Raw genomic sequence first — 23,303 nt, 5'->3', positions numbered from 1 at the left:
TTGCAACTGGAGCCACGCTCCGCGCGATGTACTCCCTCCCCCCCTGCGGGGGAGAGCCGGGGAGGGGGGTGGCAGCGGGCGACCGCCCCTCGATTATTTTCCGGCGTGGCAACAGCAATTATTTGCGGTCACGAGCGATTGCGTGTGGGGCTACCCCCCTCCCTAACCCTCCCCCGCAAGGGGGGAGGGGACGTGCAGCGCTCGTGGCTTCGGATTCGTCCCTCATGACCGCCCTGTCCTCCCTCATCCGGCGCGACATCCGCATTGCCGTCCGGGTTGGCGGCGGCGCGCTGATCGGCGTGCTGTTCTTCCTTACCGTCGTTGTGTTGATGCCCTTCGCGCTGGGGCCGGATCTCGCACTGCTGGCACGGCTGGGGCCGGCGATCCTGTGGCTCGGGGCGCTGCTTGCGAGCTTGCTGACGCTGGACAGACTGTTTACCGCCGATCACGACGATGGCTCGCTGGATCTCATTCTGATGAGTCGGACGCCACTGGAACTCGCCTGCGCCGCCAAGGCTCTCGCACATTGGCTGGCCGCAGGCGTGCCGCTGATCGTCGCGACGCCAGTGCTGGGGCTGCTGCTCAATCTGGACGGTCGGGCGACGTTGGCGGTGGCGCTGACGCTGCTGGCGGGTACACCAGCGCTGACCTTCACCGGCATGATCGGCGCCGCCCTGGCGGTGACGCTGCAGCGTGGAGGGCTCTTGCTGGCGGTGCTGGCGTTGCCGTTGTCGATCCCGGTGCTGATTTTCGGCGTCGCGGCGTCGAATGCCGCCATCCTCGAGCAGGGAACGCTGACTTTTTCGACACCGTTCTCCATTCTCTGCGCGCTATCGCTGGCGAGCCTCGTGATCGGGCCTTTTGCGGCGGCGGCGAGCCTGCGGCATGGACTGGATTAAGGCGGTTGGAACAATCACGACGGGCTGAGACACTGGATTGACTTCGCTCGATTGACTTGGGTCAACTCGTCGCGAGCGGTATTGAACGAGAATAAGTTGCATTGATCGCGGACGGAGCCGCGACTATTGGAAGTGCCATGACGCTGACCGAACTCGCCAATCCGACCCGGTTTCTGTCGCTCGCCACACGCATCCTGCCGTGGTTCGCGATCGCGACGGCCGTTCTGCTCGCAATCGGCCTGTATCAGTCGGCCATGGCCCCGGATGACTATCAGCAGGGCGCCACCGTCAAGATCATGTTCATCCATGTGCCGAATGCCTGGCTATCGATGTTCGTCTGGGGCGTCATGAGCGTGGCATCGCTGGGCACGCTGGTGTGGCGGCATCCCCTCGCCGATGTTGCAGCCAAGGCGGCGGCGCCGATCGGCGCGGCCTTCACCTTTCTCGCATTGGTCACGGGTTCGCTGTGGGGCCGGCCGATGTGGGGCACCTATTGGGAGTGGGACGCACGGCTCACCTCGGTGCTCATTCTGTTTCTGATGTATCTCGGCCTGATCGCGCTGTGGCGTGCCGTCGAAGACCCATCGCGGGCGGCGCGCGCCGCTGCGGTGCTGACGCTGGTCGGCGCGATCAATATCCCGATCATCAAGTTCTCGGTTGATTGGTGGAATACGCTGCATCAGCCGGCTTCGGTGATGAAGATGGGCGGCTCGTCGCTCGACAAATCGTTTCTAATTCCCCTGCTGGTAATGGCGGTGGCGTTCTCGTTGCTGTTCATCACGTTGCATCTCGCTGCCATGCGTAACGAGATCCTGCGGCGTCGTTTGCGCGCGCTGCAGATGTTGCAGGCGTCAAAGCCGGTGGCACTCCCGTGATGGCGCTCGGTCCCTACGCATCCTTCATCGTCACGTCCTATGCACTGGTCGCAGCGGTGGTGCTGATCCTCATCGTGTGGATCGCCATCGATCACCGTCGCGTTAGAGCACGGTTGCACGAGATGGAGTCTTCTGGCGTGGCACGGCGCTCGGGTCGTGGTGCGACGGACCTCACATGACCACACAAGCCACTCCGAAGCGCCGCTGGGTGCTAGCGCTGCCTCTGCTGGTCTTCGCCGCGCTGGCGGCGCTGTTCTGGTTTCGGCTCGGGGCCGACCCTGCGAAACTTCCCTCTGCATTGATTGGCCGCGCCGCGCCGCAGACGGCGTTGCCCGCGCTGGAAGGGCTCACCGATAGCGGCGCACCGGTCCCGGGGCTTGATCCCGCAGCGTTCAAGGGCAAGGTCAGTCTCGTCAATGTCTGGGCGTCGTGGTGCGTGCCGTGTCACGAGGAGGCGCCGCTGCTGACGGAGCTCGGCAAGGACAAACGGCTGCAACTGGTCGGCATCAACTACAAGGACGCGCCGGACAACGCGCGCCGCTTTCTTGGCCGTTACGGCAATCCGTTCGGCATCGTCGGCGTCGACGGCAATGGTCGCGCCGCGATCGAATGGGGCGTCTATGGCGTGCCCGAAACCTTCATCGTCGGTCGCGACGGCCGCATTGCCTACAAGATGGTCGGTGGCATCACGCAGGAGAATTATGAGCGTGTGTTGAAGGTCGAGATCGACAAGGCGCTGCAGGCGGGAAGTTAAAATACCGGCCTCATCGGGGAGCGCCTTGCGTGTCTCCAGGGATGGGGCGACATCATATGACTTGAGACGGCGTCAGTGCGTCTCTTCGGCGTCAGGTCTCCGCCGACTACCAGTTAACTACCAAAATAAATTTCAGCTTTTATCTGCGGTTCATTTTCGCGCCACGGCACCGCCATGAATCCGCAGCTAGCTTGATCGTGTTACTTAAACCGTCCTTGGAGGGACAAACCGATGCGTCATTTCAAGCTTGCTACATTGACCGCTGCCGCTCTTACCCTCGGTCTGCTCGCATCCGCGCCGTCGATGGCGCAGGCACCGCAGACAGCTCCCGCGCCTGCCAGCAAGATGGCTCCCGCGGATTCCAAGATGGCACCGTCCGCCACCAAGACGTCGCCTGCCGCGGGTACCACGGGAGCCGCGTCAGCCAAGGTCGAGCTGCTCGATCTCAACTCCGCCAGCGTCGAAGCGCTCGAGGCGTTGCCGGGTATCGGCAAGGCCTATTCGGCGGCGATCGTCAAAGGCCGTCCGTATAAGGGTAAGGACGAACTCGTGCAGAAGAAGATCGTGCCCGAGAAGACCTATGATGGCATCAAGGACAAGGTGATCGCCAAGCAGAAGAGCTGAGCGCGGTTGCTTTACCGATCTGGAAACGCATCGGCGCGACCGCGCCGGTGCGTTTTTCATTGCGGGCGATCGTATCAGCCGATCACGCTGTCCTTCACCACATCGCCCAGCGCGGCGAAATCCGCCTTGCGCGGTGATGTCTTGCGGAAGGCGAGGCCGATGGTCCGCCCGGGCTGCGGATTCTCCAGCCGCAGGAATTTGACACGCTGGTCGCGTTGTTCGACATCGGCGGCGATCTGCGGGATCAACGTCACGCCATAGCCGCTGGCGACCATTTGCATCACCGTCGAGAGGCTGGACGCAGCGAAGGCCATTCCGTTGCCGCCGGACTGGCGGCCACGCGCCGCGGTGGCGCAGAAGGCCAGCGCCTGATCGCGCAGGCAGTGACCGTCTTCCAGCAGGATCAGCCGGCTCTGGTCGATCTCCATCGCCTTGACGCGTTTGTCGGCGGGGCGTGGATCATCCGCCGGCACCGCGAGCAGAAACAGGTCGTCGAACAGCTTGGCGGTGTCGATTTCCGGCTCGCCGAGCGGCAGCGCCAGCATCGCGGCATCAAGCGCACCCGATTTGATGTCGTCGACGAGTTGCCTGGTTTGGGTTTCGCGCAGTTCCAGCCGCAATTCCGGAAACTGCTTTTGCAGCGCCGGCAGGATCCGGGGCAGCAGATACGGCGCCAGCGACGGGATCACGCCGAGCGTCAGTCGCCCCGTGAGAAGCCCGCCGCGGTGGCGCGCAAAGTCTACCAAGTCGCGCGACGCAGCCAATACATCCTCCCCCCGCCGCGCGACCTCACGCCCGACATCGGTCAGCATCACTTCGCCGGGTCGGCGCTCCACCACCTGGACGCCCAGTGTCCGTTCGAGATCGCGTATCTGCATCGACAATGCAGGCTGAGTGACGTTGCAGGCCTCGGCCGCGCGGCCGAAATGGCCGTGCTTGGCGAGGGCGGCGAGATAGCGGAGCTGACGGAGCGTAATCATGGTCCATCAGTTAAACTGATCGCGGGGCGAAGACAATTCGACTGGACCTGATCTAAGAATTCTTCCAATCTCCCGTCACGAAATCCGATTAGGGTGAGCGCCAGGCTCGTCGAGGAATTCGGCAGATAGTTGAAATTAGACAGCTTTTGGAAAATCTGAGCGGGTTTTTGGTGGCGATCCGGCGTGTCGGTGTTGCCTGGGACGGCTCTTATTCCAAACAGCCAGAAGGAGAGACTGATGGACACGACGAATGAGAACGGCGCTGGCAAGTGCCCCGTTGCGCATGCCCCCGCTGCCCGGGCCAATCGTGACTGGTGGCCGAACAAGCTGGACCTGTCGATTCTCCACCAGCACTCGTCGCTGTCCGATCCGATGGGCGCTGCGTTCAACTACGCCGAGGAATTCAAGAAGCTCGATTACGAGGCGTTGAAAAACGACCTGCGCAAGCTGATGACCGATTCGCAGGATTGGTGGCCGGCTGATTTCGGACATTACGGTCCGCAGTTCATCCGCATGTCGTGGCACGCTGCCGGCACCTACCGGCTAAGCGATGGCCGCGGTGGCGGCGGTCGCGGTCAGCAGCGTTTCGCTCCGCTGAATTCCTGGCCCGACAACGTTAACATCGACAAGTCACGCCGCCTCCTGTGGCCGATCAAGCAGAAGTACGGCAACAAGATCTCGTGGGCCGACCTGCTGATCCTGACCGGCAACGTGGCGCTGGAGACCATGGGTTTTCGTACCTTCGGTTTCGCAGGCGGTCGTGCCGACGTCTGGGAGCCTGATCAGGACGTGAACTGGGGCTCCGAGACATCGTGGCTGTCCCACCGCACGCTGGACAAGTTCGAAGCTCCGCTGAGCGCCACCGAGATGGGCCTCATCTACGTCAATCCGGAAGGCCCGGGCGCCAACGGCGATCCGGTGTCCGCCGCCGCCTTCATCCGCGAGACCTTCAAGCGCATGGCGATGAACGACGAGGAAACCGTCGCGCTGATCGCCGGCGGTCACACCTTCGGCAAGACCCATGGCGCTGCACCCGAGTCTCACAAGGGTCCGGAGCCGGAAGCGGCCGGCCTCGAAGCGCAGGGCCTCGGCTGGGCCAGCAATTACGGCACCGGCTCCGGTGCAGACGCCATCGGCAGCGGTATCGAAGTCACCTGGACGCAGACGCCGGCGCAGTGGAGCAACTTCTTCTTCGAGAACCTGTTCAAGTATGAATGGGTGCAGACCCGTAGCCCCGGCGGCGCCATCCAGTGGGAAGCCAAGGATGCAGAGGCCGTCATCCCTGACGCGCACGATTCATCGAAGAAGCACAAGCCGACCATGCTGACGACGGATCTGTCGCTCCGTATGGATCCGGCCTATGAGAAAATTTCGCGCCGCTTCCTGCAGAATCCGCAGGCTTTCGCCGAGGCTTTCGCCCGCGCCTGGTTCAAGCTGACCCATCGCGATATGGGACCGCGCGTCCGTTATCTCGGTCCGGAAGTGCCCAAGGAAGAGTTGATCTGGCAGGACCCAATCCCCGCTGTCGACTATCCGTTGATTGATGACGCTGACGTCGCTGCGCTCAAAGCCAAGCTGCTGGCATCGGGTCTGACCGTGTCCGAATTGGTAAGCACGGCCTGGGCGTCGGCCTCCACCTTCCGTGGCGGCGACAAGCGTGGCGGTGCCAACGGCGCGCGCATCCGTCTGGCTCCCCAGAAGGACTGGGAGGTCAACCAGCCGGCTCAGCTGGCGAAAGTATTGCAGGCGCTCGATAAGATCCGGAAGGAGTTCAACGCGGCGCAATCCGGTGACAAGCAGGTTTCGCTTGCCGACCTGATCGTCCTCGGCGGCAGCGCGGCGGTCGAGAAAGCCGCGAAGGATGCTGGTCTTGATGTGACCGTTCCGTTCTCTCCGGGACGCGGCGACGCCTCGCAGGCGCAAACCGATGTGGAATCCTTCGAGGTCATGGAACCGGTGGCGGATGGTTTCCGTAACTACCTCAAGGGCACGTCTGCTGTGCCGGCCGAAGTATCCCTGGTGGATCGCGCGCAGTTGCTGACGCTGACCGCTCCGGAAATGACGGCTCTCGTCGGCGGCTTGCGCGTGCTCGGTGCGAATTCCGGGCAGTCCGTGCGTGGTGTCTTCACCAAGGCGCCAGAGACGCTCACCAACGACTTCTTCGTCAACCTGCTCGATATGAGCACGGAGTGGAAGGCAGTCGATGGCTCGAACAACGTGTATGAGGGGCGTGATCGCAAGAGCGGCGAAGTCAAGTGGACGGGCACACGCGCCGATCTCGTCTTCGGCTCGCACTCGCAACTGCGTGCCTTCGCGGAAGTCTATGCAAGCGCCGACGCCAAGCAGAAGTTCGCGAAGGATTTCGTCAGGGCGTGGGTGAAGGTGATGAACGCGGATCGCTTCGATCTCGTCCAGAAGCCGCTGCAGCAGGCGGCCGAGTAATCTCGGCCTGCCATCGTGAATGTGAAAGCCCTCGCGACCATGTCGCGGGGGCTTTTTCTTGTCGCGCCGCATCGCGCTCAACTGTCATCGTCCGGCCTGGCACGCAATTGCGTGGTTGGAACAGGCTGTCCAGTAAACGCCGCAGTTCGTGCTTCATCACGCGTGGCGGTCACCTTGCACGATCCTCCGAATCCTCGCACAAATAGTAAAACATTCTGCCGGAGGACATTGCGATGATGAAACTCTACTGGTCGCCGCGCTCGCGCTCGTTCACCGCGCTTTGGCTGATGGAGGAAACCGGCGTTGCCTATGAGCGCGTGCTGATCGATATCACCACCGGTGCGCAGAGGTCGCTGGAATTCCTCACGGTTAATCCGATGGGCAAGGTTCCCGCTCTGCAGGACGGCGACGCGACCATGGCCGAGGCCGCGGCGATCTGTGCTTATGTGGCCGAGCGCTATCCCGAAGCGAAGCTGGCACCTCCACTCGGCGACTCGCATCGCGCGAAATATCTCTACTGGCTGTTCTTTGCGCCGGGCTGTATCGAACCGGCGATCGCACAAATCGCGACCAAGATGGAGCTGAATCCGGTGGCCGCGGGTTGGGGCGATGCGCAGCGCGTGTTCGATGTGCTCGAAGCCGCGCTTGATGAAGGTCCATGGATTCTCGGCGCACAATTCTCTGCGGCCGATGTCGCCATCGGTTCAGGACTGAACTTTGCCGTGCGCAATTTCAAGATGGTGCCGTCGCGCCCGGCGTTCGAGCGTTATCTCGATCGTTGTAGCGCCCGTCCGGCCTTCCAGCGCGCGATGGAATTTGCATCAGGGGAGAAGACGTAAGGCGAACTACTCGCCTGCGTCCGCCTTCAGCGCATCCGGATGCGGCATAGAGATGATGTTGTAGCCGGAGTCGACGAAATGCGTTTCGCCGGTCACGCCGCCGGACAGGTCCGACAGCAGATACAGCGCGGTGCCGCCGAGCTCTTCCAGCGTCACGCCACGGCCGAGCGGCGAATGTTTCTGCTGGAATGCGAACATCGCGCGGGAATCGCCGATGCCCGAGCCGGCCAGTGTGCGCACAGGCCCGGCAGACACCGAATTGACGCGAATGCCCTGACGGCCGAAGTCCGATGCGAGATAGCGTACCGAAGCTTCGAGCGCAGCCTTGGCGACGCCCATCACATTGTAGTTCGGCATCACGCGGGTTGATCCGCCGAAAGTCAGCGTGATCATGGCGCTGCCGGGCTTCATGATCTCCGACGCGCGCTTGGCGACTTCGGTGAAGGAGAAGCAGGAGATCACCATGGTGCGCGAGAAATTGGCGCGCGTGGTGTCCGCGTAGCGACCCTTGAGTTCGTTCTTGTCGGAGAAGCCGATGGCGTGGACCAGGAAATCCAGGCCACCCCATTTCTCCTTGATCGCAGCAAAGGTCGCGTCGACGCTGGCGATGTCCTCGACGTCGCAGGGCAGTATCAAATCCGCATTGAGAGATTCTGCGAGCGGTTTGACGCGCTTGCCGAGCGCATCGCCCTGATAGGTGAAAGCCAGTTCGGCGCCCTGCGCATGCAGTGCTTTGGCGATCCCCCATGCAATTGAATGATCATTGGCGACGCCCATGATCAGTCCGCGCTTGCCCTGCATCAATCCTGACATTGGGCTTACGCATCCATCCGCTTGAACACCAACGTGGCGTTGGTGCCGCCGAAGCCGAAGGAGTTCGACAGCACGGTGCCGACCTTCACATTGTCGATGCGCTTGCGCACTATCGGCATGTCCGCAAATACTGGGTCGAGTTCGGTGATGTTGGCGCTCTCGCAGATGAAGCCGTTATTCATCATCAGGAGCGAATAGATAGCTTCCTGTACGCCGGTAGCGCCGAGCGAATGGCCGGTGAGGGCCTTGGTCGCCGAGATCGGCGGGCATTTCTCGCCGGTACCGAACACGTTGCGGATCGCCTGCATTTCCGGCGGATCGCCAGCAGGCGTCGACGTCGCGTGCGGGTTGATGTAGTCGATCTTGATGCCGCCGGTGGTGGCCAGTGCCATCTTCATGCAGCGTTCTGCGCCTTCGCCCGACGGCGCGACCATATCGTAACCGTCCGAAGTGGCACCGTAACCGATGATCTCGCCGTAGATCTTGGCGCCGCGTGCTTTTGCGTGCTCGAGTTCTTCGACAACGACGACGCCGGCGCCGCCGGCGATGACAAAGCCGTCGCGGCTCACGTCATAGGGACGTGAAGCGGTGGAGGGCGTATCGTTATACTTCGATGACATCGCACCCATGGCGTCGAACAACACCGAGAGTGACCAGTCGAGTTCCTCGCAGCCGCCAGCAAACACGACGTCCTGCTTGCCCCACTGGATCATCTCATAGGCATTGCCGATGCAGTGGTTCGAGGTCGCGCAGGCGGATGAGATCGAATAGTTCACGCCCTTGATCTTGAACCAGGTGGCGAGCGTCGCAGAAGCGGTCGAGGACATGGCCTTCGGCACAGCGAACGGGCCGACGCGCTTCGGACCCTTTGTGCGCGTAGTGTCAGCGGCTTCGACTATGGTGCGTGCGGAAGGTCCACCCGAGCCCATGATGATGCCAGTGCGCTCGTTGGAAATATCGGACTCTTCGAGGCCGGAGTCCTGGATCGCCTGTTCCATGGCGATATGATTCCATGCGGCGCCTTCGCCGAGGAACCGCATGGCGCGGCGGTCGATCACATCGGCCGGATTGATGGTCGGTGCGCCTTGCACCTGCGAACGGAAACCGAGCTCTGCATATTTGTCGGCGCGCGTGATGCCCGACTTTGCCTCATGGAGGCTCGCAAGCACTTCCTGAGTGTTGTTTCCGATAGATGAGACAATGCCCATCCCCGTGACGACAACCCGCCTCATGATCGCCTCGCCCTTTGAACTACGTTGTTGTGGAACTGGCGGTCGCCCCCTCGGAGACCGCCGTTGAATGGCACCCGGTAAATTACGTTCCCGGCTGCAATGCGGCAGGTGCATCCTGCTTGAACAGGCCGACCTTCAGGTCCTTGGCGCGATAGATAATCTCGCCATCGGCCGAAAGCGAGCCGTCGGCAATCCCCAACCACAATTTTGAACGCATCACCCGTTTGATGTCGATGGTGTACACGACCTTCTTGATATTCGGGAGAACCTGACCGGAAAACTTCAGCTCGCTCAGTCCGAGCGCACGTCCGGGACCGATGCCGCCCGACCAGCCCAGAAAGAACCCGACCATCTGCCACATGGCGTCCAGGCCGAGGCAGCCCGGCATGACCGGATCGCCCTTGAAGTGGCAGGCAAAGAACCAGAGGTCCGAATTGACGTCGAGTTCAGCGCGCACGAAGCCCTTGCCGAATTCGCCGCCATCAGCCGTGATCTCGGTGATGCGGTCGAACATCAGCATTGGCGGCAGCGGTAATTGCGCGTTGCCGGGTCCGAACAGCTCGCCGCGGCCGCAGGCCAGCAGGTCTTCATATGCGTAGCTGTTGCGTTGTTCCTGGATCATGCCGGCTTTCTGGGTCCATCAATGGTGGTGGCTACCCCGGGTCGAGTCGCCACATATAGAATTGTTCCAAATGACACGGGAACTTGCCCCGGTTGGGCGCTCTCTATCATAGGCTTATGGGGCGGCAAAGCGCCGGATCGCCTGCTTTTGGCGGTCTATTGACCATGTTGCGATGCACTGGGGAAGCATCCCTTCTGATGCATGGCTCCTAGTTGCGAAAACCTTGCATCTGAGGCCCCGTCTTTCTATAATAGAATGCTAATTCAGTGTTCTTTTTGAGTATGAACGGCAGGATTACTGACGTGGATATGAGCGACAGCGTTTCAGTTCTGGATGACGCAGCTGCAGTTGCGGAAATCAATCATGGCCGCCAGCCGGCTTTGACTGGTTGCCCGTGGCATGACGTCAACGAGATGCTGCAGTCGGTCGGCCTGCGTCCCACCCGTCAGCGCATGGCGCTGGGTTGGCTGCTGTTCGGCAAGGGCGCCCGCCATCTCACAGCGGAAATGCTCTACGAGGAAGCGACCCTCGCCAAGGTGCCGGTGTCGCTCGCAACCGTCTACAATACGCTCAATCAGCTTACGGATTCCGGTCTGCTCCGCCAGGTCAGCGTCGATGGTACGAAGACCTATTTCGATACCAACGTGACCTCGCATCACCACTACTATCTCGAGAACAATCACGAGCTGGTCGATATTCCGGACCAGAACCTCGTGCTGACCAAGATGCCGGAAGTCCCCGAAGGCTTCGAAATCAGCCGCATCGATATGGTCGTCCGTCTGCGCAAGAAGCGCTAACGGTTCTATCCAAATTCTGACGTTATTTGCGCCGCCGAACCGTTTTCGGCGGCGTTTCCATGTTGGTTTGCGCGACTGTCACAATTGCGCGCGCCAGTGCACGACCTATGCATTCGTAGCCGGCTGCGGAATTGTGTAGTCCGTCCCAAGCCGTCAGCGCTCCCATGGAGAGCCCTGCGTCCACCGCACGGCGCATCAGCTCGAAGCGCGAAAACAGCGGCACGCGTTCCTGCCGGGCGGCCTCAGCTATGCTCGCCTGCATCTTGGAATATTGCGATGCGAGAATGACCGGCGCGTATTGCTGATCCATCAGGATCACGTCGGCCCCGTCAGCCTTCAGCAGGCGAATGCCCTCGACGATTCGGCCGGTCAGGCTGTCCGCGCTTTGCAGCCAGGTCACATCATTGGTGCCGATCTGCCAGATCACCAGATCCGGGCGATGCATCAGCACATCGCGATCGACGCGCGCGATATTGCCCGGGATCGTATCGGCATTGCGCCCGCTATTGACGACCTCCAGCCGCAAATCCGGCCTCAGACGTCGCAGCTCGCTCTCCAGCATGCCGGGATAGGTTTTGGCGGGGTCGGACTGCCACAAGCCGAGCGTTGAGGACGAGCCCATGGCGACGATCTTGAGCGGCCCATTGGCTTTGAGCGCCGCCGTAGTGCGCGGAAGGGTCGCATCCGCCGATAGCCGCTGGTCGACAGCCAGACAGGTCTCAGTGGCGGATTGCGCACGAGCCGGGCTAGACCATGACAGCGCTGCAGCACCGATCAGCGCGCCGGCGCAAGCCAGGCTCCTGATGCGGGATGGGCTCAGTTCACCTTCTCGTCGGCGTAAACGCCCCATAGCCGCTGCTGTTCGATCCAGCCGTCAAAACCGTTGCCGATAACCCGGCACCAGCCATTGTTACAGCGCTTCACCTGCGCCACGACACCCGCCTGTAACCGCGCTGCGACGGCGCTGGTTGCATCCGGATTGTCATAGATCGAGGCGAGCTCGTCCTTCGATTTCATGGTCACGACCGCGGTGCGGCGGCCGGAGAGTAGCGAGTGATAGACCCAACCCTCGGCGCCCTCGGAATCGCGGACGCGGCGCCAGTTCTCGTATTCGGCGGTGATCTCGACCGGCAGGCCGGAGCGGGTATAGACCCAGGCGACATCATTGTCCTTGGTGGGGCCGGCGCGGACATTGACGTGATCCGACTTGAGGCTGACATAGCGCGGCACCGGCAGGCCGCTGGCGCCCAGCGGCGTATCCTTGGCAGCGAGAGCCGGATCGATTGCTGCCGCGATCAGAGTACCCATCGCCAACATCGCACACGCAAATCGCCGGAACGCCATCAACCCCACCTCAACCCAATCCCAAGAACGCAAGTGTCGCCGCGCCGCACGCGCCCGTTGGGTTCTTGTTTTGGCTCGGTCTTCTGCTAGAGAGGACCGAAGGCCAAGGCACCAAAAGGGTGTCGGGGAACCCGAGGAAACGGTGAATTCGCGGCTGCGGCAGTTTCGAACAACCGGGTTAATGCGGACTGAACGGATTAGCCAAAGCGCGAGTGAGCAGGACATGTCGGTCAAGAAAAAGCCTCTCGTCGTCGTCACGCGCAAGCTGCCGGACTCGATCGAGACCCGCATGCGCGAACTGTTCGATGCGCACATCAATCTCGACGACACGCCTCTGACGCCCGAGCAACTCGCTGAAGTGACCCGCACCGCCGATGTGCTGGTGCCGACTGTCACCGACGAAATCACCAAGGAGCTGCTCGAACATCCTGACTGCAAGCTCAAGCTGATCGCCAATTTCGGCAACGGCGTCGACAATATCGACGTCACCGCCGCCCATGCCCGCGGCATCACTGTCACCAACACGCCGAAGGTGCTCACCGAGGACACCGCCGACATGACCATGTCGATGATCCTCGCAGTGCCGCGCCGGCTGATCGAGGGTGCCTCGATCCTGACCGAGGGCAAGGACTGGCAAGGTTGGTCGCCAACCTGGATGCTGGGCAAGCGGCTCGGCGGCAAGCGGCTCGGCATCATCGGCATGGGCCGCATCGGTCAGGCCGTGGCGCGCCGCGCCCGCGCCTTCGGGCTACAGATCCACTATCACAATCGCAAACCCGTCGCGCCGAAGATTGCCGAAGAACTCGGCGCGACCTATTGGGACTCGCTCGACCAGATGCTGGCGCGCATGGACATCATCTCGGTGAACTGTCCGCACACGCCGGCGACGTTCCACCTGTTGTCAGCACGTCGTCTCAAGCTGATCCGTAAGGACGCCTATATCGTCAATACCGCGCGGGGCGAGGTGATCGACGAAGAGACGATGATCAAGCTGATCGAGTCGGGCGACATCGCCGGCGCCGCGCTCGACGTGTTCGAGCATGAGCCCGCGGTGAGTCCGAAACTGGTGCGTCTCGCGCGCGCCGGCAAGGTCGTGTTGTTGCCGCATATGGGCTCGGCGACGATCGAAGGCCGTGTCGAGATGGGTGAGAAAGTCATCATCAACATCCGAGCCTTCCTCGACAATCACAAGCCGCCGGATCGTGTACTGCCGAACATGCTGTAAAGCGCAGCCTTAGGCACGTTGCGCTTGATTTAGGAGATCAGCTTGAAGATGAGATAGGCCGCTATGCGGCCCTCACGCGTGGCTTTGCGGCCGTAGCGCGTCATGGTGTAGTTCGGCCATGGCAGACGCCAGTCATCGGCGCGCTCCGCGGTCCAGATAAAATCCGGCGATCGCGACACATGCCAGAGTGTCCACGCGACGTAATCCGGAATGTCATGGACGAAACGAAATTCGCCTGACGGCTTCAGCACGCGCGCCATCGCAGCCAGTGTTGCGTCCTGCACGAAGCGGCGCTTCCAGTGACGCTTCTTTGGCCATGGATCCGGATGGATCAGGTCGATGCGTGACAGCGATTGCGCCGGTGCCCATGTGAGAAGTTCGGCGGCGTCGCCAGCGACGAGGCGGATATTGCCGATGTTCTGCGCTTCGATCTGCGTCAGAATCTTCGCCATGCCGTTGACATAGGGCTCGCAGCCGATGAAGCCGATATGTGGATGCGCCAGCGCTTCCGCGACGAGATGCTCGCCGCCGCCGAAGCCGATCTCCAGACGGACGGTCTCTACGTCTGTACCGAACAGCGTGCGAATATCGTCAGGCGCGGGATGTGCGATGTCGACGGTGAGTGCGGGCAACAGCGTCGCCATCAGGTCGGCCTGATGATCGCGCAGCTTGTGGCCCTTGCGGCGCCCGAAGAACGAGCCGGTATAATAGCCGCTCTCGGCATGCGGGGACGCACCCGCGTCAGCGGGGCGGTCGTGATCGTTATGGTCGGAATCGGCTGTGGTCATCGCGCGCGAGTGATACAGCCGAAACGCCATCGGCGCCATCAGGCGCGATGACGTTTTTTCCGTTGAAATACCGTGATTCTAGCGATGATCCGGGGCTTCGCGGGAAGCGATCTGCTCGACCAGGTCGACGATGCTGCGGCGGAGCTTGGCATCGGTGATGCGCGTGAATGCGCGGGTCAGAGCGAGGCCTTCGGATGTGGCGAGGAAGTCCGAGACATATGCAGGCGACGAAGCTTCGGCGAAGCCTTCGCCATTCTGGATCGCGCCGGGGCCACCTTCGAACAGGAACGATACCGGGACCTGCAGGATTTCCGAAATTTGCTGCAGCCGGCTGGCGCCGACGCGGTTGGTGCCCTTCTCGTATTTCTGAACTTGTTGAAACGTCAGCCCGAGCGCTTCGCCCAGTTTTTCCTGACTCATGCCGAGCATAATGCGCCGCATGCGCACACGGCTGCCGACATATTTGTCAACAGGATTGGGCGCTTTCGTCGACATCTCAATTACTCCTGGATCACATCAAGGGAGACGGATCATGTGTGACAATCCGTCATTAGGTCGGCTTCGGTTGTAACCAAAGGTATCCTAGTGGATTATAACAACCGCGCAAATTTTCCTAAGCGGAAAATTTAAGCCACTGCACCTTTATTTCTCAATAGGTGAGAAATAAAGCTAACAAAGCTAGCTTAAAAAGCAATCACATCGGGAGGATTGTTCGGTAGACGGCGAAAAGCTGGCTCGCAAACTATATGAAATGCTTCAAGTATCAAGCTAGTGGCGTGCCGGCGCACGCCGCCGAACAGCGAAAATGATCGCGAGTGCGACGAACATCGCGGCAGGAATATCGCCGATTTTCGAGTAGACCGTCGGCGATATGGCCGCCGGCAATCCCGAATCCAGCACGCCTTCGACACCGAGATCGAGCCGCGCGATCACGCGGCCGACAGGGTCGACCACGACGGAAATGCCGGTGTTCGCAGCGCGAACCAGCGGCAGGCCCTCCTCGATGGCGCGGACGCGGCTTTGCTGCAGGTGCTGATAGGGGCCGGTAGAAATGCCGAACCAGCCATCGTTGGTGAGATTGACGATCCAGCCCGGCCGATCGTTCCGCGTGGTGATATCGTCCGGGAAAACCGCCTCGTAGCAGATCAGCGGCAGCATGCGCGGCGCGCCGGGAATTTCCATAGGCTTTCGACGCGTGCCTGGAATGAAGCCGCCATGGACTTTGGTCAGTTGCTGGAAGCCGATCTTCTCCATGAAGCTCTGGAACGGCAGATATTCGCCGAACGGCACCAGATGAAGTTTGTCGTAGGTCGACAGGATGCTGCCGTCGTGATCGATCACATAGATCGAATTATAGGCCTGCGTGATGCGCGCGCCGAGCGGCGCATCCGGCGGGCGCACCGCGCCGGTGACCAGCACAGTGCCCTTCGGCAGCAGATTGGCGATCTGCGCCATCGCATCGGGTTCGCGCGACAGGAAGAACGGGAATGCGGATTCCGGCCAGATCAGAATGTTGGCTGCGCCAACGCCTGAGTTCTGCGGACCGGTCGCGCGGTCCGACAGGACAAGATATCTGCTCATGACATCCGCCTTGGCGGAGTAGTTGAAGCGCGTGTCCTGCGACAGATTCGGCTGCATGATGCGCAGCTTCACATTGGCAACCAGCTGCGTCGGTGTGCGCGATAGCCGGGCCATGCCATAGGCGCCCATCACGACGAGCAGCACCAGAGCAAGCGCCGGTGCCAGCCATGGCCGTTGTGCGCGCGAGCGGCCGTCGATCAGCACCGCCGGCGATGCAAAGATCGCGACGGCGACAAATGTCAGTCCCCACAGGCCGACCAGCGATGCGCTCTGCGCCAGCGCGAGCGGTTCGGTGAGAGCGTAGCCGAAGGCATTCCAGGGAAAGCCCGTCAATACATGACCGCGCAGCCATTCGCCGATCGTCAGGCTCGCGGCGAGCGCGAAGATCCGCGCGACATCCTTGGTCCAGAGCAGACGTGCCAGCCCGAAACCGATCGCCGTGAACAGCGCGAGATAGGCGGGCAGGCCGCAGATTGCAGCCGGCAACAGCCATGCGAAGGTCTGCGCGTCGACGAGGAAAGCGTAGCCGATCCAGTACAGACCCGGCACGAAATAGCCGAAGCCGAACCACCAGCCGGCCATGGCGGCAGCGGGAATGCCGCGCATCTTGCCGGCGGCAGCGCCATCGATCAGCCAGACGACGACCGGGAAGGTGACGAACAGCACTGGCCAGGCGTTGAACGGCGCCATAGCCAGCGACGACGCCGCGCCCGCCAGCAAGGCGATGCCTGCGCGTTTCCAACCCCAAGCGAGAATGATGCTGAGTGCGACAGAGCGCAGGCTACGTGATGTCAAGGTGTACCCGCGCTGTCGCCAGACGGTGGCGTATTCAGATTGTCGTTGGTCGGTGCCGCGCCGGTGTCCGGCGGTGCATCGCGGCGGCGCGGTTCGCGGGTGCGCGGCGCGGGCCGCTCCTTGCGGGGGCCGACGCGTAGTCGCTTGACGCGGCGTGGGTCGGCATCCAGCACTTCGATCTCGAAATTACCAGGGCCGGAAATCACCTCGCCACGCACGGGCAACCGGCCGACATGGGTGACAAGATAACCGCCGAGCGTTTCGACTTCCTCGCCGTCTTCGCCGGTCTCGAATTCTTCGCCGATCATGGCGCGCACGTCATCGAGGCTGGCGCGTGCATCGGCGATGAAGCTGTCGCCCTGCCTGACAATGGATGGTGGCTCGTCGCTGTCGTGCTCGTCGTCGATTTCGCCGACGATCTGCTCGACGATATCCTCGATGGAGACGAGGCCGTCGGTGCCGCCATATTCGTCGACAACGAGCGCGAGATGGATACGTGCTGCCTGCATCTGTGCGAGTAGATCGATGGCACGCATCGATGGCGGCACGTAGAGCAGCTTGCGAATGATGCCGGTCTCGACAACGGTCTGTGCCAGATCGACCGAACGCAGGTCGAGGCCCGCGGGAAACACTTTCTTCTTCTTGGCCGTCGATGGCACGACGTTGCGCGCCTTCACGGTCATGTAAGCCAGCAGGTCGCGGATATGGACGATACCGACAGGATCGTCGAGGGTTTCGTTGAATACGACGAGGCGCGAATGCGCCGCGCTCTCGAACAGGCCCATTAGTTCGCCGAGCGAGATGTCCTGCTTCACCGCAACGATATCGGCGCGATGTATCATGACATCGGCGATACGGCGCTCGTTGAGGCCGAGAATGTTGCGCAGCATCGTGCGCTCGATGGTGGAGAAACCGGTCTCGTCCGGCGCGGAAGCGTCGAGCACGACTTGCAGGTCGGCACGCACCGAGCCCGGCTTCCAGCCGAACAGCGAGCGGATCGCGCGGGTCAGCCAGGTTTCTGACGTCGGGCGCATGACCTCGCCGTCGTGAACCACCGCAGGCAGATTGCTCGAGGTCTTCGAATGATCGTTTCTAGTGTCGCCGTCCGGCATCTCAGGTCACCCGATCCTGATCTGCATAGGGGTCTGGGATTCCAAGGGTCGCCAGGATCTCGCGCTCCAGCGCTTCCATCTCTTCTGCTTCATCGTCCTTCTCATGATCGTAACCGACCAGATGAAGGAAGCCGTGGATCGCGAGATGGCTGAGATGGTTGGCGAAGGTTTTCTCTTCCTCGTCGGCCTCGCGGCGCGTGGTCTCGTAAGCGATCGCGATGTCGCCGAGCATGCGCGGCATATCGTCAGGCTCGTCCGCGCCTTCGGGCGGCTGTAGCGCCGGGAATGACAGGACATTGGTCGGTTTATCAATGCCGCGCCAGTTCTGGTTCAGGGTACGGATGCCGGCGTCGTCGGTGAGCATGATGGCGAGTTCGGCGTCGGCCGTATCGGTATCGACCATGGCGGCGGCCGCTTCGATGGCGCGGTGGATCACGGCGTCGGCATCGGCCTCGGCAGACCAGCAGTCGGCGACAATGAGAACCTCTGTCGCGGGGGATGAATAGGTCGGCATCAGTATCGAACTTCTTTCGCGAACGGACCCGATTCCGGGTCCGCCGTCAGCGTATGAGTGTGTCATCAGGTCTTGGCAGTGGCCGCCTTCTGCGGCGTTCCTTCGTAAGCGGCGACGATGCGGGCCACGAGTTCATGGCGGATCACGTCTTCGCCGGTGAATTTCACCTGCGAGATGCCCTGCACGCCGTCGAGCAGACGCGCGGCTTCGGCGAGACCCGAGGTCTGGCCGTTGGGCAGGTCGACCTGAGAGGGGTCGCCAGTGATGATCATGCGGCTGTTCTCGCCAAGACGCGTCAGAAACATCTTCATCTGCATCGAGGTGGTGTTCTGCGCTTCGTCGAGGATGATCGCCGCATTGGTCAGGGTGCGGCCGCGCATGAACGCGAGCGGCGCGATTTCGATTTCGCCGGTCTGCAACGCGCGCTCCACGATGCGCCCGTCCATCAGGTCATACAGTGCGTCGTAAATGGGCCGCAGATAGGGATCGACCTTCTCGCGCATGTCGCCGGGAAGGAAGCCCAGGCGTTCGCCGGCTTCCACCGCGGGACGCGACAGGATGATGCGGTCGACTTCTTTGCGCTCGAACAACATTGCCGCCTGTGCGACCGCGAGCCAGGTCTTGCCGGTACCGGCGGGGCCGATGCCGAACACCAGTTCGTTGCTTTTCAGCGCGCGAATATAGGCGTCCTGCGTCGCAGTGCGGGCGCGCACCGGGCGCTTGCGCAGATTGATGGTCTCGAAATTCGAGGCGGCATTTTTTGATCCCTTGGGATCGAACGGAAACAGCGTGCCTTGCGCCAGTGTTGCGCGGATCGTGCCTTCGACATCGCCGGGAGCAAGGTCATGGCCCTGCACCGCCTGCGCATACAGCGTTTCGAGTACGCGCCGGGCCGAGTCGCAGGCGTCGCGGGTGCCGGTGATCGTGATGTGATTGCCGCGGGAGTCGACGACGACATTCAGCCGGCGTTCGATGATCGCGAGATTCTGACCATAAGGCCCGACCAGCGAAGAGGCCGCCCGGTTGTCATCAAAGTCGATGACGACCTGCGTCTCAGCCTGCGGTGGAGTATCGAGTTTACGAACAGCGAGCGTAGACGAATCCGATGCGCTTTTGGCCAAGAATTCAGGCTCCCGTAACGGTGTGAGAACGGACTGGCTGCAACACTGGTGGAACTGGTGAACTAGCAACTGGAGGTGATGTGAGGCTGCCGAGCAGGCTGTAGCGCTCGAGGCTTTCAATGGTGACCGGAAGCACCTGGCCGATGATGTCGTCGGAGGCCATCACATGGGCCGGCTGCAGGTAAGCGGTGCGTCCGACGATCTGGCCGGGATTGCGGGCCTTGCGTTCGAACAGCACATCCACAGTGCGTCCAATCGTGGCCGCGTTAAAGGCCGATTGCTGGCTGTCGATCAGTTTCTGAAGCCGCACCAATCGCTCGTCCATGTCAGCCTGTGACACCGTCTCCTGCAAATCCGCGGCCGGCGTTCCCGGACGCGGCGAATACTTGAACGAATAAGCGCCAGCGTATCCGATTTGTGTGACGAGCGCGAGCGTGGCCGCAAAATCTTCCTCGGTCTCGCCGGGGAAGCCCACGATAAAATCAGAAGTAAAAGCAATATCTTGCCGCGCGTCGCGAAAACGATCGATGACACGGCGATAATCTTCCGCTGTATGTTTCCGGTTCATGGCCGCCAGAATGCGGTCCGAACCCGACTGCACGGGCAGATGCACGAAGGGCATCAGCTCCGGCAAATCGCGATGCGCCGCGATCAGCGTGTCCTCGACATCGCGGGGGTGGCTGGTGGAATAGCGCAGCCGGGCGATGCCGGGAATCTCGGCGAGGCGATAGAGCAGCGTGCCCAGCGCCCACGGGCGGCCGTCGGGTCCATCGCCGTGATAGCCGTTGACGTTCTGGCCGATCAGGGTGATTTCGCGCACGCCATTGTCGGCCAGCCGCTCTACGTCGTCGATGATCTTCGCCACGGGGCGCGAGACTTCGGAGCCGCGGGTATAGGGCACCACACAGAAGGTGCAGAACTTGTCGCAGCCTTCCTGCACGGTGACGAAAGAGGAAATGCCACGCGCGCGAATCGCTGCGGGCTTCGGCGGCGGCAGGAAGCCAAATTTGTCCTCGATGGGAAATTCGGTGTCCAGCGCGCGGCCGCCGGCTTTCGCCTGTTTCAGCAGCGCCGGCAGGTTGTGATAGCTCTGCGGCCCGACCACGACATCGACCACAGGCGCGCGGCGGATGATCTCGTTGCCCTCGGCTTGCGCGACGCAGCCGGCGACAACGACGTTCATCTTGCGTCCGGCCTGCGCGGCTTCCGCCTTGGCGACGCGCAGCTTGCCGAGTTCCGAATAGACTTTCTCGGAAGCCTTCTCGCGGATGTGGCAAGTGTTGAGGATCACCAGATCCGCGTCGTCGGCATTGGCCGTCTCGACGAAGCCTTCCGGCGCCAGCGTGTCCACCATGCGCTGGGCATCGTAGACGTTCATCTGGCAGCCGTAGGATTTGATATGCAGCTTACGCGGCGCGGTCATGGAACCTGCAAGGTTTGGAACCTGAATGGGCTGGAAATGCGCTTGCTGCGCAGCGCTCAATTATAGGCTAACGCCCGGAAAATCCAGCATTTCTACAAAATATAAGGTGGTCCAAGGGGTTAGGAGAGCCCGGCAGGTTCGCTAGCCAGTGCGCCCCTGGCCACAAGACCCGGAAGCTGCCGCATGTCGTCGAAAACGAGATGGGCGCCGGCGGCCGTCAGGGCTGCCGCTGTGGCCGGGCCGCAGTGGCCGCCGCCATGATAGCCAAACACGGTCATCCCTGCGGCTACGCCCGCTGTAACGCCGGGAATGCTGTCCTCGATCACCACGCAGCGCCCGGGTGCGGCATTCATCTGGGCCGCGGCAAACAGGAACAGATCGGGCTGCGGCTTGCCGCGTTCGACCTGCAGGGCGGAAAACAGATGCGGATCGAAACGGTCGAGCAGTCCGGTCGTGGTGAGGCTGCTGCGAATCCGTGTCGGCGTGCCGGAGGAGGCCACGCAGACCGGCTGCGACAGGATTGCGAGCGTCTCGGCGATATGCGGGATCGGCTGCAACTTCGCGCCGAACACCTCGTCGATCGTGGCGCGCAGCGTCGCCGTGTAGTCGTCGGGCAGCACGCGGCCAAGCTCGCTTTCGACTTCGAGGCGTGCCTCGCGCGCGGAACGGCCGAGGAAGCGCTCATGCACCTGAGCAGCCGATATTGGATAGCCGTACTGTGTCAGAACATCCGCATGGACGACACAAGCGAGGGCCTCACTGTCGACGAGCACGCCGTCACAATCGAAGATGACGAGATCGAAGCGCGACGAAATTGAACTCACTTGGTGGTTTTGTCCTCATCGAGCGGTACGCAGTACAGCTCCAGCCGGTGATCAACCAGCTTGTAACCGAGCTTCGCGGCGACTTCAGCCTGCAATTTCTCGATCTCTTCAGATGTGAATTCGATGACGGTCCCGTCGCGCAAGTTGATCAGATGATCGTGATGGCTGTCACGCATCGTCTCGTAACGCGCGCGGCCTTCGCGAAAATCGTGACGCTCGATGATGCCGGCGTCCTCGAACAGCTTTACCGTGCGATACACCGTCGAGATCGAGATCTTGTCATCCACCGCAACGCAGCGGCGATACAGTTCCTCGACATCGGGATGATCGTCGGCTTCCGCCAGAACGCGCGCAATCACGCGTCGCTGTTCCGTCATGCGCATGCCGGTCGCGGCGCAGCGCGCCTCGATACCAGCAGATTTCATCGCAGATGATTTCAGTGCAGTCATGATCCGGATCCCATCGTGGCTTCTTTTGCCACTCCGCAGGCGTCAGGACAAGTCGCGCCGCATCACCAGCGCATTCAATTCCGCTCCATCCGCTTCCTTGTAGTAGCGTTCGCGGCGTCCCGCGACTGCGAAGCCGGTTCGATCATAAAGCCGCCGCGCCGGTTGATTGTTTTCCTCTACTTCGAGAAACACCGTGCGGACGCCGCGACCGGCCAGATGACCGAGATGGGTGAGGAACAGGTCGCGCGACAGGCCGCGGCCGCGATAACCGGGCGACACCGCAACGGAGAGAATCTCGGCTTCATCGGCGGCGATTCGTGAGACGGCAAAGCCGATGAGGCGGCCGCGCAGTTTGAGCCGATGCACGAGGGTGTTTTGTTCGCGCAGCATCTGTTCGAACTCCCCGGCACCCCAGCCGCGATGGAAGGAGGCCGCATGCAACTGCGCGAGCTGTCGCGCGTCGCGCAATGTGGCGGGCTCGACCACGGCATTGCCGTGGCCAAACAGGCGTAGCCACCAGTCCGGCATCATGATGCGGCTTGTGCGGCCTGCTGCATCAGGCTGCTTTGCGGCTTGGCATCGGGTGCGCGGAGATAATACGGGCGCGGCAGCGCGGTTTCCGGATTCACCGCGGCGCCGAGCCATGCCACCCATGAGATTTCGGGTGCAGGTTGCATATCGACGCGCAGCGGCGCCGGTGCATCGGACGGCCAGCGCGCGGCAACGATCTCTGCGGCATTGCCGACCAGATGCGGCGCGCCGAACTGTGCGGCTTCGATGGCCTCGTCGATGGGAACGACCCCGGGTCGCACCAGTGAGGTACCGTTACCGCTGACGACCTGGAAATAGACATGGTCATGCCGGGCATCGATGGCGGCGATGACAGGCGCATCCATATTCTCGCTGACCACAGGTGCCGCATAGGCCGTCAGTGTGGTGATGCCGACCACGGGCTTGCTGGCCGCGAGGCCGATGCCGCGTGCTGCCGACAGGCCAACGCGCAGTCCGGTGAAGCTGCCCGGTCCAGTGGTGACGGCGATGCGGTCGAGGTCCGCGAAGGCAATGCCGGAATCCGCCATGACACGCCCGAGCAATGGCATCAGCGCTTCGGCATGACCGCGCTTCATGAGTATGGACTCATGCGCAATGAGCTTGCTGGTACGGGTATCGAGGATGCCTGCGGCACAGGCGTCGAGGGCAGTATCGATGGCAAGGATCAACATAATCCAGACGTTATCATGGCTTGCAGG

The 23,303-nt window shown here is 61.9% G+C and carries 26 protein-coding genes; 9 read left to right on the top strand and 17 right to left on the bottom strand.

Annotated features, from left to right (window positions below; all coding sequences use genetic code 11):
• Positions 1-224 precede the first annotated feature (224 nt).
• The 5 genes from ccmB (at position 225) to AB8A27_RS24525 (ending at position 3,152) form a co-directional block, all read left to right on the top strand.
• The gene (ccmB, locus tag AB8A27_RS24545; RefSeq protein ID WP_441244148.1) at positions 225-899 is read left to right on the top strand and encodes a heme exporter protein CcmB; all 675 of its coding nucleotides are present in this window, start codon (positions 225-227) and stop codon (positions 897-899) included.
• A gap of 137 nt (positions 900-1,036) precedes the next feature.
• Complete coding sequence (locus AB8A27_RS24540) at positions 1,037-1,774, top strand: heme ABC transporter permease (RefSeq protein WP_441244147.1); 738 nt, start codon at positions 1,037-1,039, stop codon at positions 1,772-1,774.
• Positions 1,774-1,953, top strand: coding sequence for a heme exporter protein CcmD (gene ccmD, locus AB8A27_RS24535; protein ID WP_441244146.1), 180 nt, complete (start codon positions 1,774-1,776; stop codon positions 1,951-1,953). Before AB8A27_RS24540 ends, ccmD begins: the two co-directional genes overlap by 1 nt.
• Positions 1,950-2,528: a DsbE family thiol:disulfide interchange protein gene (locus AB8A27_RS24530; RefSeq protein WP_441244145.1), complete on the top strand. Its 579-nt coding sequence runs from the start codon at positions 1,950-1,952 to the stop codon at positions 2,526-2,528. The genes ccmD and AB8A27_RS24530 overlap by 4 nt, the downstream gene beginning before the upstream one ends.
• A gap of 231 nt (positions 2,529-2,759) precedes the next feature.
• Positions 2,760-3,152, top strand: coding sequence for a ComEA family DNA-binding protein (locus AB8A27_RS24525; protein WP_441244144.1), 393 nt, complete (start codon positions 2,760-2,762; stop codon positions 3,150-3,152).
• Between the two features lie 74 nt (positions 3,153-3,226).
• Here the strand turns inward: AB8A27_RS24525 and AB8A27_RS24520 are convergent, their stop codons facing one another.
• Positions 3,227-4,132 (bottom strand): LysR substrate-binding domain-containing protein, encoded by a 906-nt coding sequence (locus tag AB8A27_RS24520; protein WP_441244143.1) that lies wholly within the window; start codon positions 4,130-4,132, stop codon positions 3,227-3,229.
• A 237-nt stretch (positions 4,133-4,369) separates the two neighbouring features.
• Between AB8A27_RS24520 and katG the strand changes: the two genes are divergently transcribed.
• Entirely contained in the window at positions 4,370-6,574 is a 2,205-nt protein-coding gene (gene katG / locus AB8A27_RS24515) for a catalase/peroxidase HPI (RefSeq protein WP_441244142.1), read from the top strand.
• Between the two features lie 233 nt (positions 6,575-6,807).
• Positions 6,808-7,413: a glutathione S-transferase family protein gene (locus tag AB8A27_RS24510; RefSeq protein ID WP_441244141.1), complete on the top strand. Its 606-nt coding sequence runs from the start codon at positions 6,808-6,810 to the stop codon at positions 7,411-7,413.
• Between the two features lie 6 nt (positions 7,414-7,419).
• Here the strand turns inward: AB8A27_RS24510 and fabI are convergent, their stop codons facing one another.
• From fabI to fabA, 3 genes are all read right to left on the bottom strand, one after another.
• Positions 7,420-8,226 carry an enoyl-ACP reductase FabI gene (gene fabI / locus AB8A27_RS24505; protein WP_441244140.1) on the bottom strand — a complete coding sequence of 269 codons (807 nt, stop codon included), beginning with the start codon at positions 8,224-8,226 and terminating at the stop codon, positions 7,420-7,422.
• 5 nt (positions 8,227-8,231) lie between these two features.
• The gene (gene fabB, locus AB8A27_RS24500; protein ID WP_115032220.1) at positions 8,232-9,458 is read right to left on the bottom strand and encodes a beta-ketoacyl-ACP synthase I; all 1,227 of its coding nucleotides are present in this window, start codon (positions 9,456-9,458) and stop codon (positions 8,232-8,234) included.
• Between the two features lie 82 nt (positions 9,459-9,540).
• Positions 9,541-10,080 (bottom strand): 3-hydroxyacyl-[acyl-carrier-protein] dehydratase FabA, encoded by a 540-nt coding sequence (gene fabA, locus AB8A27_RS24495; protein WP_441244139.1) that lies wholly within the window; start codon positions 10,078-10,080, stop codon positions 9,541-9,543.
• Between the two features lie 308 nt (positions 10,081-10,388).
• On the opposite strand from fabA, the gene irrA reads away from it, so the two are divergent.
• Positions 10,389-10,877 (top strand): iron response transcriptional regulator IrrA, encoded by a 489-nt coding sequence (irrA, locus tag AB8A27_RS24490; protein WP_089263317.1) that lies wholly within the window; start codon positions 10,389-10,391, stop codon positions 10,875-10,877.
• A gap of 22 nt (positions 10,878-10,899) precedes the next feature.
• Here the strand turns inward: irrA and AB8A27_RS24485 are convergent, their stop codons facing one another.
• Both AB8A27_RS24485 and AB8A27_RS24480 read right to left on the bottom strand, forming a co-directional pair.
• A complete protein-coding gene (locus tag AB8A27_RS24485; RefSeq protein WP_441244138.1) occupies positions 10,900-11,727 on the bottom strand; it encodes an SGNH/GDSL hydrolase family protein in 828 nt (275 codons plus the stop codon).
• Entirely contained in the window at positions 11,694-12,221 is a 528-nt protein-coding gene (locus AB8A27_RS24480; protein WP_068730049.1) for an SH3 domain-containing protein, read from the bottom strand. The genes AB8A27_RS24485 and AB8A27_RS24480 overlap by 34 nt, the downstream gene beginning before the upstream one ends.
• Before the next feature lie 223 nt (positions 12,222-12,444).
• Between AB8A27_RS24480 and AB8A27_RS24475 the strand changes: the two genes are divergently transcribed.
• Positions 12,445-13,446, top strand: coding sequence for a 2-hydroxyacid dehydrogenase (locus tag AB8A27_RS24475; RefSeq protein ID WP_092141163.1), 1,002 nt, complete (start codon positions 12,445-12,447; stop codon positions 13,444-13,446).
• Positions 13,447-13,475: 29 nt separating this feature from the next.
• Here the strand turns inward: AB8A27_RS24475 and AB8A27_RS24470 are convergent, their stop codons facing one another.
• From AB8A27_RS24470 to tsaB, 11 genes are all read right to left on the bottom strand, one after another.
• Positions 13,476-14,234 (bottom strand): tRNA (guanine(46)-N(7))-methyltransferase TrmB, encoded by a 759-nt coding sequence (locus AB8A27_RS24470; RefSeq protein ID WP_441245010.1) that lies wholly within the window; start codon positions 14,232-14,234, stop codon positions 13,476-13,478.
• Positions 14,235-14,312: 78 nt separating this feature from the next.
• A complete protein-coding gene (locus tag AB8A27_RS24465; protein WP_441244137.1) occupies positions 14,313-14,729 on the bottom strand; it encodes a helix-turn-helix domain-containing protein in 417 nt (138 codons plus the stop codon).
• Positions 14,730-15,002: 273 nt separating this feature from the next.
• On the bottom strand, positions 15,003-16,610 hold the full coding sequence (gene lnt / locus AB8A27_RS24460; RefSeq protein WP_441244136.1) for an apolipoprotein N-acyltransferase: 1,608 nt from the start codon (positions 16,608-16,610) through the stop codon (positions 15,003-15,005).
• Entirely contained in the window at positions 16,607-17,722 is a 1,116-nt protein-coding gene (locus AB8A27_RS24455) for a hemolysin family protein (protein ID WP_441244135.1), read from the bottom strand. Before AB8A27_RS24455 ends, lnt begins: the two co-directional genes overlap by 4 nt.
• 1 nt (position 17,723) lies before the next feature.
• A complete protein-coding gene (ybeY, locus tag AB8A27_RS24450; protein WP_092141171.1) occupies positions 17,724-18,236 on the bottom strand; it encodes an rRNA maturation RNase YbeY in 513 nt (170 codons plus the stop codon).
• Between the two features lie 65 nt (positions 18,237-18,301).
• The gene (locus AB8A27_RS24445) at positions 18,302-19,357 is read right to left on the bottom strand and encodes a PhoH family protein (protein WP_441244134.1); all 1,056 of its coding nucleotides are present in this window, start codon (positions 19,355-19,357) and stop codon (positions 18,302-18,304) included.
• Positions 19,358-19,361: 4 nt separating this feature from the next.
• Positions 19,362-20,780, bottom strand: a complete 1,419-nt coding sequence (gene miaB / locus AB8A27_RS24440) for a tRNA (N6-isopentenyl adenosine(37)-C2)-methylthiotransferase MiaB (RefSeq protein WP_441244133.1) — start codon at positions 20,778-20,780, stop codon at positions 19,362-19,364.
• Positions 20,781-20,899: 119 nt separating this feature from the next.
• Positions 20,900-21,604: an HAD family hydrolase gene (locus AB8A27_RS24435; RefSeq protein WP_441244132.1), complete on the bottom strand. Its 705-nt coding sequence runs from the start codon at positions 21,602-21,604 to the stop codon at positions 20,900-20,902.
• Positions 21,601-22,053: a Fur family transcriptional regulator gene (locus tag AB8A27_RS24430; RefSeq protein ID WP_068730031.1), complete on the bottom strand. Its 453-nt coding sequence runs from the start codon at positions 22,051-22,053 to the stop codon at positions 21,601-21,603. The genes AB8A27_RS24435 and AB8A27_RS24430 overlap by 4 nt, the downstream gene beginning before the upstream one ends.
• A 42-nt stretch (positions 22,054-22,095) precedes the next feature.
• Positions 22,096-22,581, bottom strand: coding sequence for a ribosomal protein S18-alanine N-acetyltransferase (gene rimI / locus AB8A27_RS24425; RefSeq protein WP_441245009.1), 486 nt, complete (start codon positions 22,579-22,581; stop codon positions 22,096-22,098).
• Positions 22,581-23,276, bottom strand: a complete 696-nt coding sequence (gene tsaB / locus AB8A27_RS24420; protein ID WP_441245008.1) for a tRNA (adenosine(37)-N6)-threonylcarbamoyltransferase complex dimerization subunit type 1 TsaB — start codon at positions 23,274-23,276, stop codon at positions 22,581-22,583. The genes rimI and tsaB overlap by 1 nt, the downstream gene beginning before the upstream one ends.
• Between the last annotated feature and the right edge of the window lie 27 nt (positions 23,277-23,303).

The organism is Tardiphaga sp. 768_D3_N2_1 (assembly GCF_052076105.1).
Lineage (GTDB): Bacteria > Pseudomonadota > Alphaproteobacteria > Rhizobiales > Xanthobacteraceae > Tardiphaga.
The sequence above is the reverse complement of the archived record's forward strand: the minus strand, read 5'-3'. Positions and strand labels throughout refer to the sequence as shown.

Excerpts from the sequence above, each read along its gene's own strand:
- ybeY (WP_092141171.1), bottom strand. The coding sequence starts at position 18,236 with ATGCCGACCTATTCATCCCCCGCGACAGAGGTTCTCATTGTCGCCGAC.
- AB8A27_RS24485 (WP_441244138.1), bottom strand. The coding sequence starts at position 11,727 with ATGGGGCGTTTACGCCGACGAGAAGGTGAACTGAGCCCATCCCGCATC.
- miaB (WP_441244133.1), bottom strand. The coding sequence starts at position 20,780 with ATGACCGCGCCGCGTAAGCTGCATATCAAATCCTACGGCTGCCAGATG.
- AB8A27_RS24520 (WP_441244143.1), bottom strand. The coding sequence starts at position 4,132 with ATGATTACGCTCCGTCAGCTCCGCTATCTCGCCGCCCTCGCCAAGCAC.
- AB8A27_RS24530 (WP_441244145.1), top strand. The coding sequence starts at position 1,950 with ATGACCACACAAGCCACTCCGAAGCGCCGCTGGGTGCTAGCGCTGCCT.
- AB8A27_RS24430 (WP_068730031.1), bottom strand. The coding sequence starts at position 22,053 with ATGACTGCACTGAAATCATCTGCGATGAAATCTGCTGGTATCGAGGCG.
- fabA (WP_441244139.1), bottom strand. The coding sequence starts at position 10,080 with ATGATCCAGGAACAACGCAACAGCTACGCATATGAAGACCTGCTGGCC.
- AB8A27_RS24470 (WP_441245010.1), bottom strand. The coding sequence starts at position 14,234 with ATGACCACAGCCGATTCCGACCATAACGATCACGACCGCCCCGCTGAC.
- ccmD (WP_441244146.1), top strand. The coding sequence starts at position 1,774 with ATGGCGCTCGGTCCCTACGCATCCTTCATCGTCACGTCCTATGCACTG.
- tsaB (WP_441245008.1), bottom strand. The coding sequence starts at position 23,276 with ATGTTGATCCTTGCCATCGATACTGCCCTCGACGCCTGTGCCGCAGGC.
- AB8A27_RS24475 (WP_092141163.1), top strand. The coding sequence starts at position 12,445 with ATGTCGGTCAAGAAAAAGCCTCTCGTCGTCGTCACGCGCAAGCTGCCG.
- AB8A27_RS24510 (WP_441244141.1), top strand. The coding sequence starts at position 6,808 with ATGATGAAACTCTACTGGTCGCCGCGCTCGCGCTCGTTCACCGCGCTT.
- AB8A27_RS24525 (WP_441244144.1), top strand. The coding sequence starts at position 2,760 with ATGCGTCATTTCAAGCTTGCTACATTGACCGCTGCCGCTCTTACCCTC.
- katG (WP_441244142.1), top strand. The coding sequence starts at position 4,370 with ATGGACACGACGAATGAGAACGGCGCTGGCAAGTGCCCCGTTGCGCAT.
- AB8A27_RS24455 (WP_441244135.1), bottom strand. The coding sequence starts at position 17,722 with ATGCCGGACGGCGACACTAGAAACGATCATTCGAAGACCTCGAGCAAT.
- irrA (WP_089263317.1), top strand. The coding sequence starts at position 10,389 with ATGAGCGACAGCGTTTCAGTTCTGGATGACGCAGCTGCAGTTGCGGAA.
- fabB (WP_115032220.1), bottom strand. The coding sequence starts at position 9,458 with ATGAGGCGGGTTGTCGTCACGGGGATGGGCATTGTCTCATCTATCGGA.
- AB8A27_RS24480 (WP_068730049.1), bottom strand. The coding sequence starts at position 12,221 with ATGGCGTTCCGGCGATTTGCGTGTGCGATGTTGGCGATGGGTACTCTG.
- ccmB (WP_441244148.1), top strand. The coding sequence starts at position 225 with ATGACCGCCCTGTCCTCCCTCATCCGGCGCGACATCCGCATTGCCGTC.
- rimI (WP_441245009.1), bottom strand. The coding sequence starts at position 22,581 with ATGCCGGACTGGTGGCTACGCCTGTTTGGCCACGGCAATGCCGTGGTC.
- fabI (WP_441244140.1), bottom strand. The coding sequence starts at position 8,226 with ATGTCAGGATTGATGCAGGGCAAGCGCGGACTGATCATGGGCGTCGCC.
- AB8A27_RS24540 (WP_441244147.1), top strand. The coding sequence starts at position 1,037 with ATGACGCTGACCGAACTCGCCAATCCGACCCGGTTTCTGTCGCTCGCC.
- AB8A27_RS24465 (WP_441244137.1), bottom strand. The coding sequence starts at position 14,729 with ATGTCGACGAAAGCGCCCAATCCTGTTGACAAATATGTCGGCAGCCGT.